The organism is Streptomyces sp. NPDC039465 (assembly GCF_055639315.1).
Map to the genome: position 1 here is coordinate 148,447 of NZ_JBVKAP010000005.1, position 15,526 is coordinate 163,972.

The following is a 15,526-nucleotide window of genomic DNA, read 5'->3' on the forward strand; positions in this document are numbered from 1 at the left end:
ACTGAAGGCTGGACCAGCACCAGGCAAAGGGTCCCCCTGCCGCACCACTTGGAGGGCGTACCGTGCACCGCCGGCACAACGGGCTGAGGACCGCCGTACTCCTCGGCGGACTGTCCGCACTCATCATCCTCATCGGCAGCTTCTTCGGCCGTACGGGCCTGATCGTCGCGCTCGTCGTGGCGCTGGGAACCAACGCGTACGCCTACTGGAACAGCGACAAGCTGGCGCTGCGAGCCATGCGCGCCCGCCCGGTCAGCGAATTCGAGGCCCCCGGCCTCTACAAGATGGTCCGGGAGCTGTCGACCCAGGCCCGCCAGCCGATGCCCCGGCTCTACATCTCACCGACCCAGGCGCCGAACGCCTTCGCCACCGGCCGCAACCCCCGCAACGCCGCCGTCTGCTGCACGGAGGGGATCCTGCGCATCCTCGACGAGCGTGAGCTGCGCGGGGTCATCGGCCATGAGCTCAGCCATGTCTACAACCGCGACATCCTGATCTCCTCGGTCGCCGGCGCCCTCGCCTCCGTCATCCTCTTCCTGGTGAACTTCGCCTGGCTCATCCCGATCGGCCGCTCCGACGACGACGAGGGCCCCGGCCTGCTGGGCATGCTCCTCATCATGATCCTGGGCCCGATCGCGGCCTCCGTCATCCAGCTCGCGATCAGCCGCTCGCGGGAGTACGAGGCCGACGCGTCCGGCGCCCAGCTCACCGGCGACCCACTGGCCCTGGCCAGCGCCCTGCGCAAGCTGGAGGCCGGGACGAAGCAGCTGCCGCTCCCGCCCGAGCCCAAGCTCGAGACCGCGAGCCACATGATGATCGCGAACCCCTTCCGGCCGGGGCAGGGCCTCTCCAGAATGTTCTCCACGCATCCGCCGATGGCGGAGCGCATCTCCCGACTCGAGCAGATGGCAGGCCGCCCGTGAAAACCATCCTCAACGTCATCTGGCTCGTGCTGTGCGGCTTCTGGATGTTCCTCGGCTACATCGTCGCCGGCCTGCTGCTGTGCATCACGCTCATCGGCATCCCGTTCGGCGTCGCCGCCTTCCGGATCGGCCTCTACGCCCTGTGGCCCTTCGGCTACACCGTCGTCGACCGCCGCGACGCGGGCGCGCCCTCCTGCCTCGGCAACGTGCTCTGGCTGATCCTGGCGGGCTGGTGGCTGGCGCTCGGCCATGTCTTCACCGGCATCGCCCTGTGCGTCACCATCATCGGCATCCCGCTGGGCATCGCGAACTTCAAGCTGATCCCCGTCTCGCTGCTGCCGCTGGGCAAGGAGATCGTGCCCACCGACCAGCCGTTCGCGGCACGCTAGGCCGACGCGGCCTTCGGCGGCCGCGCCCCGCAGGTCGTCCACGGCCGATTGTCAGTGCCGTGGTCCACCATGAACGCATGACCGAGATCGAGCAGTTGCTTGACCGGCTCGCCGACGACGAGCCGTGCCTGGAGTACGGACCCGACGACGACGTCGAGTCGGCCCTGCCCTGGCCCGACTACGCGGCCCTCGCCCGGATATGACCCCGCGGTGAGGCGGCGGCGGCCCCGGCCTCAGCGCCGTCGTAGGGCGAACAGCGCCGCGCCCACGGCCACGACGCCCCCGCCCGCCGCCACCGACTCCCACGGCAGTGCGCACGCCAGCACCCCGCACCCCACCAGACCGACCGCCGCCGACACCCGGCCCCGGCCACCCAGCGTCCAGGCCGAGGCATTCGCGATCGCGTAGTACACGAGCACGCCGAACGACGAGAAACCGATCGCCCCGCGCACGTCCGCCGTCGCCGCCACCACCGCGACGACCAGCCCCACCGCCAGCTCCGCCCGGTGCGGTACGCGGAAGCGGGGGTGCACGGCGGCCAGGGCGGTCGGCAGATGGCCGTCCCGGGCCATCGCCAGCGTCGTACGGGACACCCCGAGGATCAGCGCAAGCAGCGAGCCGAGCGCGGCCACCGCCGCGCCCACCCGCACCACCGGCACGAGCCAGTGCGCCCCCGCCGCCCGCGCCGTATCGGCGAGCGGCGCCACCGACCCCCCCAGCGCCTGCGGGCCCAGGACCGAGAGGACACAGACAGCCACAGCCGCGTAGACGACCAGCGCGATCCCGAGCGCCAGTGGAATCGCGCGCGGAATGGTCCGGGCGGGGTCCCGCACCTCCTCGCCCAGGGTCGCGATGCGCGCGTATCCGGCGAAGGCGAAGAACAGCAGCCCCGCCGCCCCGAGCACCCCGCCCACCGACACGTCCCCGCCGAGCGCCAGCCGTCCGGCGTCGGCGCGCCCCGACGACAGGGAGGAGACGACCACCGCCGCCAGAACGGCCAGCACGGCCGCCACGATCGCCCGGGTCAGCAGCGCCGACTTCTGAACCCCCCGGTAGTTCACGGCGGTCAGTGCCACCACCGCGGCGACGGCCACCGCGTGCGCCTGTCCCGGCCACACGTACGCCCCGACGGTCAGCGCCATCGCCGCGCACGACGCGGTCTTGCCGACGACGAAGCTCCAGCCGGCCAGATACCCCCAGAAAGGAGAGAGCTGTTCGCGACCGTACACATACGTACCGCCCGACTTCGGATGGCGCGTGGCCAGCCGGGCCGACGCCATGGCGTTGCAGTACGCCACCACGGCGGCCAGCGCCAGGCCGAGCAGCAGCCCGGACCCGGCCTCCTGCGCCGCCGGCCCCAGCGCCACGAAGATCCCGGCGCCCACCATCGACCCGAGGCCCACGACGACCGCGTCGAACACGCCCAGCGACCGGCGCAGCTCCTGTGTCATGGACCGCACCCTACTGACCACCGCAACCACGCACCCGACCGCGTGCGTCCTCCAGGGCAGCACCGCACGCAAGGCCACGGAAAGGCAGGTTCACGGCATGAGCATCATCGGCTGGATCGTTCTCGGGCTGCTCGCGGGCGTCATCGCCAAGGTCCTGCTCCCGGGCCGTGACCCGGGCGGCCTGATCGGCACGACCCTCGTCGGCGTCGCCGGCGCGTTCGTCGGCGGCTGGATCTCCGCCCGCTTCCTCGACCGCCCGATCAACGCCCAGTTCTACGACGGCGCCACCTGGATATCCGCCGTCGGCGGCGCGCTCGTGCTCCTGATCGCGTACCGGATCCTGTTCGGCCACTCCCGCTCCCGCTGACTCCCGCCGGCCGCCCGCCAGGGCGTCAGGAGAGCCCGGTCTCGCGCAGGGTGATGTTCAGCCGCCCGGCCAGCCCCAGGGCCGGGTCGGCCGTCCCGCCGTACACCTTCGGGACCCCGTGGTACGCGAACCGCGAAGGCCCGCCGAAGACGAACAGATCGCCGGAGACCAACTCCACATCGGTGTACGGCCGTCCACGGGTCTCGGTGTTCCCGAACCGGAACACGCAGGTGTCGCCGAGGCTCAGCGAAACCACCGGGGCGCCGGAGCGCTCCTCCCGGTCCCGGTGCATGCCCATCTTCGCGCCGGCACCGGCTTCGTAGAAGTTCACCAGCGCGGTGTCCGGCGCGTAACCGCTGTGCTCCCCGTAGGCCGCGACCAGCGCCTCCCGCCCCAACTCCGCGAGCCACGCGGGAAGTAGGGCCGCGCCCGGCACATAGCGGTACGGCTCCCACCGCCAGCCCAGGCAGAGGGTCTGTACGGACATCACGCCCCCGCCCGGCAGCACGGTGTGCTGGAACGGCACGGGACCGCGCCCCCACTCCCGGCAGGCCGCGACCAGCTCTCGCTGCCGCTCGGCGGACAGCCAGCCGGGCACGTGCACGGCGCCGGGAGCGACCTCCGTCCGCGCCCGCTCGACCGGGAACAGCCCCTCGGTCACGGCGCGAGCGCGCCTTCAAGGCCGAGCAGCCGCTCCTTGCGCTCCAGCCCGGCCGCGTACCCCCGAAGGCTCCCGTCGGCCCCGATCACCCGGTGGCAGGGCCGCACGACCAGCAGTGGATTGCGCCCGATCGCGGTCCCCACGGCCCGCACCCCCGCCCCGGAGGACCCGACGCGCCGGGCGATCTCGCCGTACGAGACGGTGGCTCCGTAGGGGATCTCCTCCAGCGCCTGCCAGACCCGCCGCTGGAAGTCGCTGCCGCCGCCGGCGTACGCGATGTCGAAGCGTGTCCGCCGCCCGGCGAAGTAGTCGCCCAGCTGGGCGGCGATCTCCTCGAAGGCCCGCGGGGCGCGCAGCCAGCCGTCCTGGACGACGGCGGCGCCCTTCTGCCTGGGCAGCGACAGCGAGACCAGGGCGGTCCCGCCGTCCTCGGTCACCTCGCCGACCAGCAGCATCTCGCCCAGAGGCCCGTCGACGACCGTGTACACCGTCATGATCCGCTCCTTCCCGCGTCCTCGCTCAGATCCCAGTGTGCGACCGCGCCGCCCACCGAAGCTGGCGGAATTCGGACACCGCATCCCTGCGGGTTCGCGGGCGCGGGCACAGGGCGGGGGCGGAGCGGCCAAGCCGCGTCCGCCCCCGAAGACGCCCGAGGTCCCGCCGGAGCCGGCGGGGGTCAGCGGTAGTTCACGAACTGGATCGCGAAGTCCAGGTCCTTGCCCTTCAGCAGCTGCTGGACGGTCTGCAGGTCGTCCCGGCTCTTGGAGCTGACCCGCAGCTCGTCGCCCTGCACCTGCGCCTTGACGCCCTTCGGGCCCTCGTCACGGATGATCTTCGCGACCTTCTTGGCGTTCTCCTGGGAGATGCCCTCCTCGATCGTGGCGAAGATCTTGTACTCCTTGCCCGACAGCTGCGGCTCGCCGGCGTCCAGCGCCTTCAGCGAGATCCCGCGCTTGACCAGCTTGGTCTCGAAGACGTCGAGGATGGCCTTGACCCGCTCCTCGGAGTTCGCCTCCATCAGGATCTTCTCGCCGGACCAGGAGATCGAAGCCCCGACGTTCTTGAAGTCGTAGCGCTGCGAGATCTCCTTCGCCGCCTGGTTGAGGGCGTTGTCGACCTCCTGCCGCTCGACCTTCGAGACGATGTCGAAACTGGAGTCGGCCATGTCCTGTGGCTCCTTGTATCGGGTGCGTAGAGGTTGCGTGGCGGCGCGACGGGCTGCCCGCACCACCACCGCAAAGCCTAGCCACCCACACCCGCCCCGGGCGCTGATCAATCCGGTGGCGAAGCACCCCCGGGCATCGGGTATCGTTTACGTCGTTGCCACGGAGCACCGCCCACAAGCGGACCTCCCGGCAGCGATCCCATGGCGGTGTGCCCGAGTGGCCAATGGGAGCGGACTGTAAATCCGTCGGCTTAGCCTACCCAGGTTCGAATCCTGGCGCCGCCACGCGAGTGAGACCCCCGTCCATCTGCGGAAACGCAGTGAGCGGGGGTTTTCTCGTTCCTCGCGGTGCGATACGACTCGGTCAGTTGCCCGCCACGTCCTTGACCGCCACCGCGACCGGGATCGACCCGCCGACCACCTCTAGGGTCAGCCCGGCCGTCGCGGGGGTCTCCAGGAGTTCGGCGATCACCGCCGCCACGTCGTCCCGGGGGATCGGCCCACGGCCCGTGGAGGCCCCCAGCCGGACCAGCCCCGTGCCCGCGTCGTCGGTGAGGATGCCGGGCCGCAACACCGTCCAGTCCAGGCCCAGCTTGGCCCGTACGTACTCGTCGGCGGCGCCCTTGGCGCGCAGATAGGCGTCGAAGACCTCGTCGCCCTCGCGGTTCGCGTCGGCGCCCATCGACGAGACCATGATCAGGCGCCGGGCGCCCGCCCGTTCCGCCGCTTCGGTGAAGAGCTGTGCGGCGGCCCGGTCCACCGTGTCCTTGCGTTCGGTGCCGCTGCCCGGGCCCGCGCCCGCCGCGAAGACCGCCGCGTCCGCGCCCGCCAGGGCGCCTGTCACGTCCTCGATCGAGGCCGACTCCAGATCCATGACGATCGGCTGGGCGCCCGCCTGCCGCAGGTCGTCGGCCTGGGCCGGTTCGCGGATCAGGCCCGCGACCTCGTGTCCGCTCGCCGAGAGCAGCCGCTCAAGGCGCAGCGCGATCTGACCATGTCCTCCAGCGATGACAATGCGCATGCTCACGACCGTACGTCGCCACGGCGAAAACCGCGCAGGAAGCGGCCGTTCAGGGGCCTGTCTCCGGGCGGCTCTGGCGCGGCAGGTCCAGCGCCGCCGCCGAGTCGCAGTACTCCCGCACCGCGCTGGTCCTGGCCACCACGCGGCCCCGGTGCACCACGATCCGGCTGTAGGCGAGCGAGAGGACGCCCGAGAGCCGCTCGCCGCGCACCGCGAGGAGCTCGGCGGGAAAGCCCGCCTCCACCCGGACCTCCGCGAGCCCCATGGCCGCCCGTGAGGCCGCGCTCACCGCCCCGTACGCCTCCGCCGTCGACATCCCGCTCTGCGAGGCGAGCAGATACGCGGCCTCCAGGGGGTCCCCGCGGCCCACCGGGTTCGACACGTCCCGCAGCGCCCCGCTGCCCGCCGCCACCCGCACACCGGCCGCGCGCAGCAGCCGTACGGGCGCGGTGCCCCGCAGCTCCGTACCCCCGCAGCCGCCCTGGGGGAGGCATACCACGGTCACGCCGGCCGCCGCCAGCTGGTCCGCCGCCCGGGCTGCGACGTCCGAGGGCAGCCGGGCGAGACCGGCGCACGGGCCGATCGTCACGCCGGGCCGCAGGCCGCCCGCCATCGCCGCGAGCCGGGCCAGCCGCGCCGGATCGTCACCGTCCGTGTGCAGATCGACCGGGCAGCCGTGCTCGGCGGCGATCTCCAGGACCGCCTCCGTGTACCCGGCCGGGTCGGGATCCAGGTCAGGGCAGCCGCCCACCACGCCCGCCCCCATCTTGACCGCGTCGCGCAGCATGGCCAGCCCGTCCGCCCCGGCCATCCCGGTCAGCAGCCGGGGCATGGCGACCGCCGTCAGGTCGACCAGCCCGCGCAGCGAGCGCCGGGCCTGCAGGACCGCCTCCAGAGGGCCGACCTCCTGCACGTCGTCGATCCGCACCTGCGCCCGCAGGGCGGTCGCGCCATGACCGAGCTGGAACAGCGCGGCCTCGGTGGCCCGCCGCTGGACCTCCTCGGTGGCGTACGAGACGGGTCCTGGGAAGTCGGCGCTGAGCGCGGTGTCGGCGTGGGCGTGCGGCTCCGCGGGGGCCGGCAGCAGCAGATATCCGGCGAGGTCCACCCGGGCGCCGACGGCCGTGAGGCTGCCCGCGGTGCCGACGGCCTCGATCCGTCCCGCGGCGAGCCGTACGTCGACGGTCCGCCCGTCGGTCAGGCGGGCGCCGCAGAGCAGCAGCGAGGTGGTGTCCGCGGTCGTGGCGGCACGGTCGTCCGGGGGCTGCGGCTGCTGACTGTCGGCGGACATCGCGCTCCTGTGGGGCTCGGGCGTTCTGTGCAAGATCACGAGCGTGGTTCGAGCCTAGGGGCGCCCCGACCGGGCATCGAGGAGGAGCGCAATAGTCGTACCGGTGAGGCCACGAGTGGCGTACGGGGCGTACGTGACGTCTGTCGGATGACCTCCGGGCGGCGGCCGGGCGACCCGCGGGCGGCGGGCAGGGGCGGGCTTCCCAGGGGCGACGGAAGAGTGGTCGCGAAACGGATTTGGGCGATGGGTATCCGACCGTGTAATGTCTTCATCGCTCGCCCCAATAGCTCAGTCGGTAGAGCGTCTCCATGGTAAGGAGAAGGTCTACGGTTCGATTCCGTATTGGGGCTCTGGTGTCGGGGAACCTCACCTTCGGGTGAGGGGATCCTGCATCAAAGCGGTGTAGCTCAGTCGGTAGAGCAAGCGGCTCATAATCGCTGTGTCACCGGTTCAAGTCCGGTCACCGCTACACACAGTAGCCGATTGCTGGGTCGGTCCATCGATCGGCTACTCTTTCTTGCGTTCATCCGTCCATCCGTCCGTCAAGGAGCACTCACGTGGCTGCCACCGACGTCCGCCCGAAGATCACGCTGGCCTGCGTGGAGTGCAAGGAGCGGAACTACATCACCAAGAAGAACCGGCGTAACAACCCGGACCGTCTTGAGATGAAGAAGCACTGCCCGCGCTGCAACTCGCACACCGCGCACCGCGAAACGCGTTAACCAGGCTCGATCACGAGGCCGTCCCCATCAGGGGGCGGCCTCGTGTCGTTTGTCGCCGTCATTTTTTTCAGGAGGTAGCGAGTCCATGGCCCTCGACCAGTCCTTCGTGGGGCGGAGCTATCCGCCCACCGCGCCGTACGAGGTCGGCCGGGAGAAGATCCGGGAGTTCGCCGAGGCGGTGGGAGACACGAATCCCGCCTACACCGATCAGGAAGCCGCCAAGGCGCTCGGACACCCCGATGTGATCGCTCCGCCGACCTTTGTGTTCGCGATCACGTTCAAGGCGGCCGGGCTGGTGATCGAAGACCCTCAGCTGGGGCTGGACTACAGCCGTGTGGTGCACGGCGACCAGAAGTTCGCGTACGTCCGTCCCGTACGGGCCGGAGACCGGCTGACCGTCACCTCCACCATCGAGGCGATCAAGTCGATGGCCGGAAACGACATCCTGGACATCCGGGGCGAGGTGCACGACGAGTCCGGTGAGCACGTCGTGACCGCCTGGACCAAGCTCGTCGCCCGCGCGGCCGAGCCCACGGCAGAGGGGGCCTGAACATGACCGCGAAGATCGCTTACGCCGACGTCGAGGTCGGCACCGAACTGCCGGCACAGTCCTTCCCCGTGACTCGCGCCACACTCGTCCAGTACGCGGGCGCCTCCGGCGACTTCAACCCGATCCACTGGAACGAGAAGTTCGCCGTCGAGGTCGGGCTTCCCGACGTCATCGCCCACGGCATGTTCACCATGGCCGAGGCCATCCGCGTCGTCACGGACTGGACCGGCGACCCGGGCGCGGTCGTCGAGTACGGCGTGCGCTTCACCAAGCCCGTGGTCGTGCCCAACGACGACAAGGGCGCGCTCATCGAGGTCAGCGCCAAGGTCGCGGCCAAGCTGGACGACCAGCGGGTGCGGGTCGACCTGACGGCGACCTCGGCGGGCCAGAAGGTGCTGGGCATGTCCCGCGCGGTGGTCAGGCTCGCCTGAGCGCCGGCACGACGTGGACGGGGCGGCGCTGTCGGTGCCGCCCCGTACTCTTGAGCGCGTGCAGGAACTCCACGACGCCCCCCTTGCTCCCCTGACCACCTTCCGGCTCGGCGGCCCCGCCGGCCGGCTCGTCACGGCCACCACCGATGACGAAGTGATCGCCGTCGTCCGCGAGGCCGACGACGCCGGGACGCCCCTGCTGATCATCGGCGGCGGGTCCAACCTGGTCATCGGCGACAAGGGTTTCGACGGGACCGCCCTGCGCATCGCGACCAAGGGCTTCCGGCTGGAGGGCACGGCCCTGGAGCTGGCCGCGGGCGAGGTCTGGACGGACGCCGTCGCGCGCACGGTCGAGGCCGGGCTCGCCGGCATCGAGTGCCTCGCCGGCATCCCCGGCTCGGCCGGTGCCACCCCGATCCAGAACGTCGGGGCGTACGGCCAGGAGGTCTCCGCCACCATCACGGAGGTCGTCGCCTACGACCGCCGGGCGGGCGAGACGGTCACGCTCACCAACGCCGAGTGCGCCTTCTCCTACCGCCACAGCCGCTTCAAGGAGCACCCCGACCGCTATGTCGTCCTGCGCGTCCGCTTCGCGCTGGAGGACGCCGGAGGGCTCTCCGCGCCGCTGAAGTACCCCGAGACCGCCCGCGCCCTCGGAGTCCAGGCCGGCGACCGGGTGCCCGCCGCGGCCGCCCGCGAGACGGTGCTCAGGCTCCGCGCCGGCAAGGGCATGGTCCTGGACCCCGAGGACCACGACACCTGGTCGGCCGGCTCCTTCTTCACCAACCCGATCCTCGACGCCGGGCAGTACGAGGACTTCCTCGGCCGGGTCCGCGACCGCCTCGGCGACGGCGTCACCCCGCCCGCCTTCCCGGCGGGGGAGGGGTTGGTGAAGACCTCCGCCGCCTGGCTGATCGACAAGGCCGGATTCACCAAGGGGTACGGCTCGGGCCCGGCCCGTATCTCCACCAAGCACACCCTCGCCCTCACCAACCGCGGCGAGGCCACCACCGAGGACCTCCTCGCCCTCGCCCGCGAGGTCGTCGCCGGGGTCCGCGACGCCTTCGGGATCACGCTCGTCAACGAGCCGGTGACGGTCGGCGTCGAGATCTAGAGACGCCCGCCCGGCAGAGGATCAGTAGGCGACCCCGACGCCCTGCTTGAGGGCCGCCGGGTCGTCCAGCAGCGCCAGCATCGCGTGGGCCACGTCCGCGCGCGCGATGCTCCGCCCGGAGCGCGGATTGGCGCCGACGGCCTTGCGGTAGACACCGGTCCGCGGGCCGTCGGTGAGTCTCGGCGGCCGTACGGCCGTCCAGTCCGTCGCGCTCGTGGCCAGCTCGCCCTCCATCACCCGCAGGTCGGCGTAGACCTCCTTCAGGGCCGCCCGCACCACCGCCACGAACATCCGGTCGATCAGCGGCTCGTCCGCGGGCGTCGTGATCACCGGGGCCGCGCTGACCACCACCAGCCGCCGGACCCGCTCCGCCTCCATCGCCCCGACCACCGCACGGGTCAGCCGGGTCGTGATCCCGTCCGTCTTCCGCCCCGGCGCGCCCAGACCCGAGAGCACCGCGTCCCGCCCGGCGACCGCCCGGCGCAGCTCCCGCGGGTCCTTCAGATCCGCCCGGAACACCTCGAGGCGCGGGCCGGTCACGGTGAACCGCGCGGGGTCGCGCACCACCGCCGTCACCTGATGCCCCGCCTCCAGCGCCTGCCGGACGATCTGCTGCCCGACGCCGCCGGTCGCGCCGAAAACGGTCAGTTCCATCGCACACCTCTTCCAGGTGGATCTACAGGTGAATCTACGGGTTGGTAAGTGCTCACTCACCCCCTAGGGTGAGTACTCACCCACCTGTCGTCAAGCGCGGACGGAGCAGCCGGAGATGAAGCCCACCCGGGAGCGGATCCTCGACGCGGCCCATCAGCTGTGGCTCACGGTCGGACTGGCCCGTACGACCACCAAGGAGATCGCGCGGGCGGCCGACTGCTCCGAGGCCGCGCTCTACAAGTACTTCGCGAGCAAGGAGGAGCTCTTCGTCGCCGTGCTGCGCGAGCGGCTGCCCGAGCTCACCCCGCTCCTCGACCGGCTCGCCGCGGACCCGGGGGAGCGCGGCGTCGAGGAGAACCTCACCGAGGTCGCCCGCCAGGCCGCGCGCTTCTACGCCGAGAGCTTCCCGATCGGCGCCTCGCTCTTCGCCGAGACCCGGCTCAAGGCCCGCCACGACGAAGCCCTGCGGGAGCTCGGCACCGGCCCGCACACCCCCATCGAGCGCCTCGACGCCTATCTGCGCGCCGAACGCGCCGCCGGCCGCATCCGGGCAGACGCGGACACCTTCGCCGCGGCCTCCCTGCTGCTCGGCGCCTGCGTACAGCGGGCCTTCGCCTACGACGCCACCGTCGGCAAGGAGCCCCCGCAGGACCTCGATACCTTCGCCGCGTCGATCGCCCGCACCCTGCTGCGCGGGCTCAGCTAGCCGACTAGCCGGCCAGCCAGTCGTCGATGCCGGCGAGCAGCTTGTTCTTCTCCGGCTCCGGCGCCGCCGAGCCCCGTACGGACTGCCGCGCCAGCTCGGCCAGCTCGGCGTCGGTGAAACCGTGGTGGCGGCGGGCGAGCTCGTACTGCGCCGCCAGCCGCGAGCCGAACAGCAGCGGGTCGTCCGCGCCCAGCGCCATCGGCACCCCCGCGTCGAAGAGGGTCCGCAGCGGCACGTCCTCCGGCCGCTCGTACACCCCCAGAGCCACGTTGGACGACGGACAGACCTCGCAGGTCACGCCCTTCTCGGCGAGCTTGCGCAGCAGTCGCGGGTCCTCCGCCGCCCGTACACCGTGCCCGATCCGCGCCGCCCGCAGATCGTCCAGGCAGTCCCGTACCGACGCCGGGCCGGTCAGCTCACCGCCGTGCGGGGCCGCCAGCAGGCCGCCCTCCCGGGCGATGGCGAAGGCGCGGTCGAAGTCGCGGGCGAGGCCCCGCCGCTCGTCGTTGGAGAGCCCGAAGCCCACCACACCCCGGTCCGCGTAGCGCACGGCGAGACGCGCCAGCGTCCGGGCGTCCAGCGGGTGCTTCATCCGGTTCGCCGCGACGAGGACCCGTATCCCGAGCCCGGTCTCGCGGGAGGCGCACTCCACCGCGTCCAGGATGATCTCCAGGGCGGGGATCAGTCCGCCGAGGAGCGGGGCGTACGACGTGGGGTCGACCTGGATCTCCAGCCAGCCGGACCCGTCCCGTACGTCCTCCTCGGCCGCCTCCCGCACCAGCCGCCGGATGTCGTCCGGCTCCCGCAGGCACGACCGGGCGATGTCGTAGAGCCGCTGGAAACGGAACCAGCCCCGCTCGTCGGTCGCCCGCAGCTTCGGCGGCGTACCGCTGCTCAGGGCCTCGGGCAGATGAACGCCGTACTTGTCGGCGAGCTCGATCAGGGTCGTGGGCCGCATCGAGCCCGTGAAGTGCAGGTGCAGATGTGCCTTGGGCAGAAGACTGAGATCGCGATGTTGCGCCATTGCAGGATCTTGCCGCACCCGTCCGGCGTACGGCAGCCCCTTTCCCCGATCGGGACCTTGCTCGAACGCAAGAATGGGCCCCTGGTTCCGAAGAACCAGGGGCCCCACATACGAAAATCCGTAGGTCAGTCGCGGGCCTCGGCCAGCAGCTTCTGGATCCGGGACACGCCCTCCACCAGGTCCTCGTCGCCCAGCGCGTACGAAAGACGCAGGTAGCCCTGCGTGCCGAAGGCCTCGCCCGGGACGACCGCGACCTCGACCTCGTCGAGGATGAGCGCCGCGAGCTCCACCGAGGTCGCCGGGCGCTTGCCCCGGATCTCCTTGCCGAGCAGGCCCTTCACCGACGGGTAGACGTAGAACGCGCCCTCGGGGGTCGGGCAGACCACGCCGTCGATCTCGTTCAGCATCTTCACGATCGTCTGGCGGCGGCGGTCGAAGGCCTTGCGCATCTCCGCGACGGCGTCCAGGTCGCCGGAGACGGCGGCCAGCGCGGCCACCTGCGCCACGTTGGAGACGTTGGAGGTGGCGTGCGACTGGAGGTTGGTCGCGGCCTTCACGACGTCCCTCGGGCCGATGATCCACCCGACACGCCAGCCGGTCATCGCGTACGTCTTGGCGACACCGTTGACGACGATGCACTTCTCGCGCAGCGCCGGCACGAGCTGGGGCAGCGAGGTGAAGGTCGCGTCGCCGTAGACCAGGTGCTCGTAGATCTCGTCGGTCAGCACCCACAGACCGTGCTCGGCGGCCCACTCGCCGATCGCGCGGGCGTCGGCCTCGCTGTAGACCGCGCCGGTCGGGTTGGACGGGGAGACGAAGAGGACGACCTTCGTCTTCTCCGTACGGGCCGCCTCCAGCTGCTCCACCGAGACGCGGTAGCCGGTGGTCTCGTCGGCGACGACCTCCACCGGGACACCGCCCGCGAGGCGGATCGACTCGGGGTACGTCGTCCAGTACGGAGCCGGGACGATGACCTCGTCACCCGGGTCGAGGATCGCGGCGAACGCCTCGTAGATGGCCTGCTTGCCACCGTTGGTCACCAGGACCTGCGCCGGGTCGACCTCGTAGCCGGAGTCGCGCAGCGTCTTCTCGGCGATGGCCTTCTTCAGCTCGGGCAGCCCGCCGGCGGGCGTGTAGCGGTGGTACTTCGGGTTGCGGCAGGCCTCGACGGCGGCCTCGACGATGTAGTCGGGGGTCGGGAAGTCGGGCTCACCGGCGCCGAAGCCGATCACCGGACGGCCGGCGGCCTTGAGGGCCTTCGCCTTGGCGTCGACGGCGAGGGTCGCGGACTCGGAGATCGCGCCGATGCGGGCGGAGACCCGGCGCTCGGTGGGAGAGGTAGCAGCGCTCATACGGCCATCGTCCCAGACCCTCTTCTCACCCGGCACACAGGTTTCGAGGAGCGGACAGGAACGGACATCGGCGGTCAGCGGTGCTATCTGTTCGACGTTCGCGCCCTGAACACGTACACTCACTGGTCGTTGGCCCGCACAGACCACATCTCCGGATGGGGTAGGTTGGGGGACACCGCAAAGGGTCGTAGCTCAATTGGTAGAGCACTGGTCTCCAAAACCAGCGGTTGGGGGTTCAAGTCCCTCCGGCCCTGCTACACACACCGCCAGGTTGTGTGCGCATGTACGTACTTCATTGCACCGCCGTGCGGCTCCACCCCGGGCGCGGCACGGCCACGACCCGGAATCAGGTGAGAGATCGTGACGGACGCCGTAGGCTCCATCGACATGCCTGATGCCGAGGACGAAGCTCCGGAGTCCAAGAAGAAGGCCCGCAAGGGCGGTAAGCGCGGAAAGAAGGGCCCCCTGGGCCGTCTCGCGCTCTTCTACCGGCAGATCGTCGCCGAGCTCCGCAAGGTCGTCTGGCCCACTCGTAGCCAGCTGACGACCTACACCACCGTAGTGATTGTCTTCGTTGTCATCATGATCGGTCTTGTGACCGTGATTGACTTGGGCTTCCAGGAAGCAGTCAAGTCCGTCTTCGGCTGATTCCCGCGGAGGGCGCCCCCGCGGGCGCCCCTTTTCGCATGTTCCACCCCATCTGTATCGCAGGAAGAAGCAGCCACCGTGTCTGACCCGAACCTGAACGACGCCAACGAGTCGGCCGAGTCCATCGAGGACCAGATCGACATCGTGGAGGCGGCCGACGAGGACCAGGCCGAAGCTGCTGACGCCGCTGCGGGCGAGGCGGCCGAGGAGGCCGCGCTCCACATCGAGGACGAGGACGTCGAGCCCGAGGCCGACTCCGACGAGGACGCCGAGGCCGAGGCCGAGGTCGAGCTCGACGAGGAGGCCGAAGAGGCCGAGGAGGAGCCCGCCGCTCCCGTCGACCCCATCGCCGCCCTGCGCGAGGAGCTCCGCGGCCTGCCCGGCGAGTGGTACGTCATCCACACCTACGCGGGCTACGAGAAGCGCGTGAAGGCCAACCTGGAGCAGCGCGCCGTCTCGCTGAACGTCGAGGAGTTCATCTACCAGGCCGAGGTGCCCGAGGAAGAGATCGTCCAGATCAAGAACGGCGAGCGCAAGAACGTCCGGCAGAACAAGCTGCCCGGCTACGTGCTCGTCCGGATGGATCTGACGAACGAGTCCTGGGGCGTCGTCCGCAACACGCCCGGCGTCACCGGCTTCGTGGGCAACGCCTACGACCCGTACCCGCTGACCCTGGACGAGATCGTCAAGATGCTCGCCCCGGAGGCCGAGGAGAAGGCCGCCCGCGAGGCCGCCGAGGCCGAGGGCAAGCCGGCTCCGGCCCGCAAGGTCGAGGTCCAGGTCCTGGACTTCGAGGTCGGCGACTCGGTCACCGTCACCGACGGTCCCTTCGCCACCCTCCAGGCCACGATCAACGAGATCAACGCCGACTCGAAGAAGGTCAAGGGCCTCGTCGAGATCTTCGGTCGCGAGACCCCGGTCGAGCTCAGCTTCGACCAGATCCAGAAGAACTGACGCTCACAGGTTTCCGACCAGGTCAGAGTGGCTCTTGTAGCCGCTCTGACCTGCTCGGTTTTTAGCCGCGCACCTATACCCGTTATCGTTGTGCGGTATGCCT

At 70.9% G+C, this 15,526-nt stretch carries 20 protein-coding genes and 4 tRNA genes; 15 read left to right on the forward strand and 9 right to left on the reverse strand.

Going from position 1 to position 15,526, the window contains the following annotated elements:
* Positions 1-62: 62 nt before the first annotated feature.
* The 3 genes from htpX (at position 63) to ACZ7LT_RS18565 (ending at position 1,515) form a co-directional block, all read left to right on the forward strand.
* Entirely contained in the window at positions 63-923 is an 861-nt protein-coding gene (gene htpX / locus ACZ7LT_RS18555; protein ID WP_471237125.1) for a zinc metalloprotease HtpX, read from the forward strand.
* Positions 920-1,312 carry a YccF domain-containing protein gene (locus ACZ7LT_RS18560; protein ID WP_471237126.1) on the forward strand — a complete coding sequence of 131 codons (393 nt, stop codon included), beginning with the start codon at positions 920-922 and terminating at the stop codon, positions 1,310-1,312. The genes htpX and ACZ7LT_RS18560 overlap by 4 nt, the downstream gene beginning before the upstream one ends.
* A 77-nt stretch (positions 1,313-1,389) precedes the next feature.
* Positions 1,390-1,515: a hypothetical protein gene (locus ACZ7LT_RS18565; protein ID WP_471237127.1), complete on the forward strand. Its 126-nt coding sequence runs from the start codon at positions 1,390-1,392 to the stop codon at positions 1,513-1,515.
* Positions 1,516-1,545: 30 nt separating this feature from the next.
* Here the strand turns inward: ACZ7LT_RS18565 and ACZ7LT_RS18570 are convergent, their stop codons facing one another.
* Positions 1,546-2,763 (reverse strand): APC family permease, encoded by a 1,218-nt coding sequence (locus ACZ7LT_RS18570; protein WP_471237128.1) that lies wholly within the window; start codon positions 2,761-2,763, stop codon positions 1,546-1,548.
* Positions 2,764-2,860: 97 nt separating this feature from the next.
* Here ACZ7LT_RS18570 and ACZ7LT_RS18575 point away from each other — a divergent pair, with 97 nt between their 5' ends.
* Positions 2,861-3,130 carry a GlsB/YeaQ/YmgE family stress response membrane protein gene (locus tag ACZ7LT_RS18575; RefSeq protein WP_471237129.1) on the forward strand — a complete coding sequence of 90 codons (270 nt, stop codon included), beginning with the start codon at positions 2,861-2,863 and terminating at the stop codon, positions 3,128-3,130.
* 25 nt (positions 3,131-3,155) lie between these two features.
* Here the strand turns inward: ACZ7LT_RS18575 and ACZ7LT_RS18580 are convergent, their stop codons facing one another.
* The 3 genes from ACZ7LT_RS18580 to ACZ7LT_RS18590 form a co-directional block, all read right to left on the reverse strand.
* Complete coding sequence (locus ACZ7LT_RS18580; RefSeq protein WP_471237130.1) at positions 3,156-3,791, reverse strand: alpha-ketoglutarate-dependent dioxygenase AlkB family protein; 636 nt, start codon at positions 3,789-3,791, stop codon at positions 3,156-3,158.
* Positions 3,788-4,285, reverse strand: coding sequence for a methylated-DNA--[protein]-cysteine S-methyltransferase (locus ACZ7LT_RS18585; protein WP_471237131.1), 498 nt, complete (start codon positions 4,283-4,285; stop codon positions 3,788-3,790). The genes ACZ7LT_RS18580 and ACZ7LT_RS18585 overlap by 4 nt, the downstream gene beginning before the upstream one ends.
* Positions 4,286-4,467: 182 nt before the next feature.
* Positions 4,468-4,956: a YajQ family cyclic di-GMP-binding protein gene (locus ACZ7LT_RS18590; protein WP_471237132.1), complete on the reverse strand. Its 489-nt coding sequence runs from the start codon at positions 4,954-4,956 to the stop codon at positions 4,468-4,470.
* Between the two features lie 203 nt (positions 4,957-5,159).
* Here ACZ7LT_RS18590 and ACZ7LT_RS18595 point away from each other — a divergent pair.
* Positions 5,160-5,241, forward strand: a tRNA-Tyr gene (locus tag ACZ7LT_RS18595).
* 79 nt (positions 5,242-5,320) lie between these two features.
* Here the strand turns inward: ACZ7LT_RS18595 and ACZ7LT_RS18600 are convergent.
* Positions 5,321-5,977, reverse strand: coding sequence for an SDR family oxidoreductase (locus ACZ7LT_RS18600; RefSeq protein ID WP_471237133.1), 657 nt, complete (start codon positions 5,975-5,977; stop codon positions 5,321-5,323).
* A 49-nt stretch (positions 5,978-6,026) separates the two neighbouring features.
* On the reverse strand, positions 6,027-7,268 hold the full coding sequence (locus ACZ7LT_RS18605; protein WP_471237134.1) for an amidohydrolase family protein: 1,242 nt from the start codon (positions 7,266-7,268) through the stop codon (positions 6,027-6,029).
* Positions 7,269-7,545: 277 nt separating this feature from the next.
* Between ACZ7LT_RS18605 and ACZ7LT_RS18610 the strand changes: the two genes are divergently transcribed.
* The 6 genes from ACZ7LT_RS18610 to ACZ7LT_RS18635 all read left to right on the forward strand — a co-directional run bounded on the left by ACZ7LT_RS18610 (position 7,546) and on the right by ACZ7LT_RS18635 (position 10,085).
* Positions 7,546-7,618 (forward strand) — tRNA-Thr (locus ACZ7LT_RS18610).
* A gap of 46 nt (positions 7,619-7,664) precedes the next feature.
* Positions 7,665-7,737, forward strand: a tRNA-Met gene (locus tag ACZ7LT_RS18615).
* Positions 7,738-7,825: 88 nt separating this feature from the next.
* Positions 7,826-7,990 carry a 50S ribosomal protein L33 gene (rpmG, locus tag ACZ7LT_RS18620; RefSeq protein WP_003956487.1) on the forward strand — a complete coding sequence of 55 codons (165 nt, stop codon included), beginning with the start codon at positions 7,826-7,828 and terminating at the stop codon, positions 7,988-7,990.
* Positions 7,991-8,075: 85 nt separating this feature from the next.
* Positions 8,076-8,540 carry an FAS1-like dehydratase domain-containing protein gene (locus ACZ7LT_RS18625; RefSeq protein WP_471237135.1) on the forward strand — a complete coding sequence of 155 codons (465 nt, stop codon included), beginning with the start codon at positions 8,076-8,078 and terminating at the stop codon, positions 8,538-8,540.
* A 2-nt stretch (positions 8,541-8,542) separates the two neighbouring features.
* On the forward strand, positions 8,543-8,971 hold the full coding sequence (locus ACZ7LT_RS18630) for a MaoC family dehydratase (protein ID WP_471237136.1): 429 nt from the start codon (positions 8,543-8,545) through the stop codon (positions 8,969-8,971).
* 58 nt (positions 8,972-9,029) lie between these two features.
* Positions 9,030-10,085 (forward strand): UDP-N-acetylmuramate dehydrogenase, encoded by a 1,056-nt coding sequence (locus tag ACZ7LT_RS18635; protein WP_471237137.1) that lies wholly within the window; start codon positions 9,030-9,032, stop codon positions 10,083-10,085.
* Between the two features lie 21 nt (positions 10,086-10,106).
* Here the strand turns inward: ACZ7LT_RS18635 and ACZ7LT_RS18640 are convergent, their stop codons facing one another.
* Complete coding sequence (locus tag ACZ7LT_RS18640; RefSeq protein ID WP_471237138.1) at positions 10,107-10,739, reverse strand: NAD(P)-dependent oxidoreductase; 633 nt, start codon at positions 10,737-10,739, stop codon at positions 10,107-10,109.
* Between the two features lie 115 nt (positions 10,740-10,854).
* Here ACZ7LT_RS18640 and ACZ7LT_RS18645 point away from each other — a divergent pair, with 115 nt between their 5' ends.
* Positions 10,855-11,445, forward strand: a complete 591-nt coding sequence (locus tag ACZ7LT_RS18645; RefSeq protein WP_471237139.1) for a TetR/AcrR family transcriptional regulator — start codon at positions 10,855-10,857, stop codon at positions 11,443-11,445.
* A 4-nt stretch (positions 11,446-11,449) separates the two neighbouring features.
* On the opposite strand, the gene ACZ7LT_RS18650 is transcribed toward ACZ7LT_RS18645, so the two are convergent.
* Both ACZ7LT_RS18650 and ACZ7LT_RS18655 read right to left on the reverse strand, forming a co-directional pair.
* Positions 11,450-12,469: an adenosine deaminase gene (locus tag ACZ7LT_RS18650; RefSeq protein WP_471237140.1), complete on the reverse strand. Its 1,020-nt coding sequence runs from the start codon at positions 12,467-12,469 to the stop codon at positions 11,450-11,452.
* Between the two features lie 125 nt (positions 12,470-12,594).
* On the reverse strand, positions 12,595-13,821 hold the full coding sequence (locus tag ACZ7LT_RS18655) for a pyridoxal phosphate-dependent aminotransferase (RefSeq protein WP_471237141.1): 1,227 nt from the start codon (positions 13,819-13,821) through the stop codon (positions 12,595-12,597).
* Between the two features lie 181 nt (positions 13,822-14,002).
* Here ACZ7LT_RS18655 and ACZ7LT_RS18660 point away from each other — a divergent pair.
* The 3 genes from ACZ7LT_RS18660 to nusG all read left to right on the forward strand — a co-directional run bounded on the left by ACZ7LT_RS18660 (position 14,003) and on the right by nusG (position 15,423).
* A tRNA-Trp gene (locus ACZ7LT_RS18660) sits at positions 14,003-14,075 on the forward strand.
* 106 nt (positions 14,076-14,181) lie between these two features.
* The gene (gene secE / locus ACZ7LT_RS18665; protein ID WP_019888703.1) at positions 14,182-14,469 is read left to right on the forward strand and encodes a preprotein translocase subunit SecE; all 288 of its coding nucleotides are present in this window, start codon (positions 14,182-14,184) and stop codon (positions 14,467-14,469) included.
* A 78-nt stretch (positions 14,470-14,547) separates the two neighbouring features.
* Positions 14,548-15,423, forward strand: coding sequence for a transcription termination/antitermination protein NusG (gene nusG / locus ACZ7LT_RS18670; RefSeq protein WP_471237142.1), 876 nt, complete (start codon positions 14,548-14,550; stop codon positions 15,421-15,423).
* Positions 15,424-15,526: the final 103 nt, after the last annotated feature.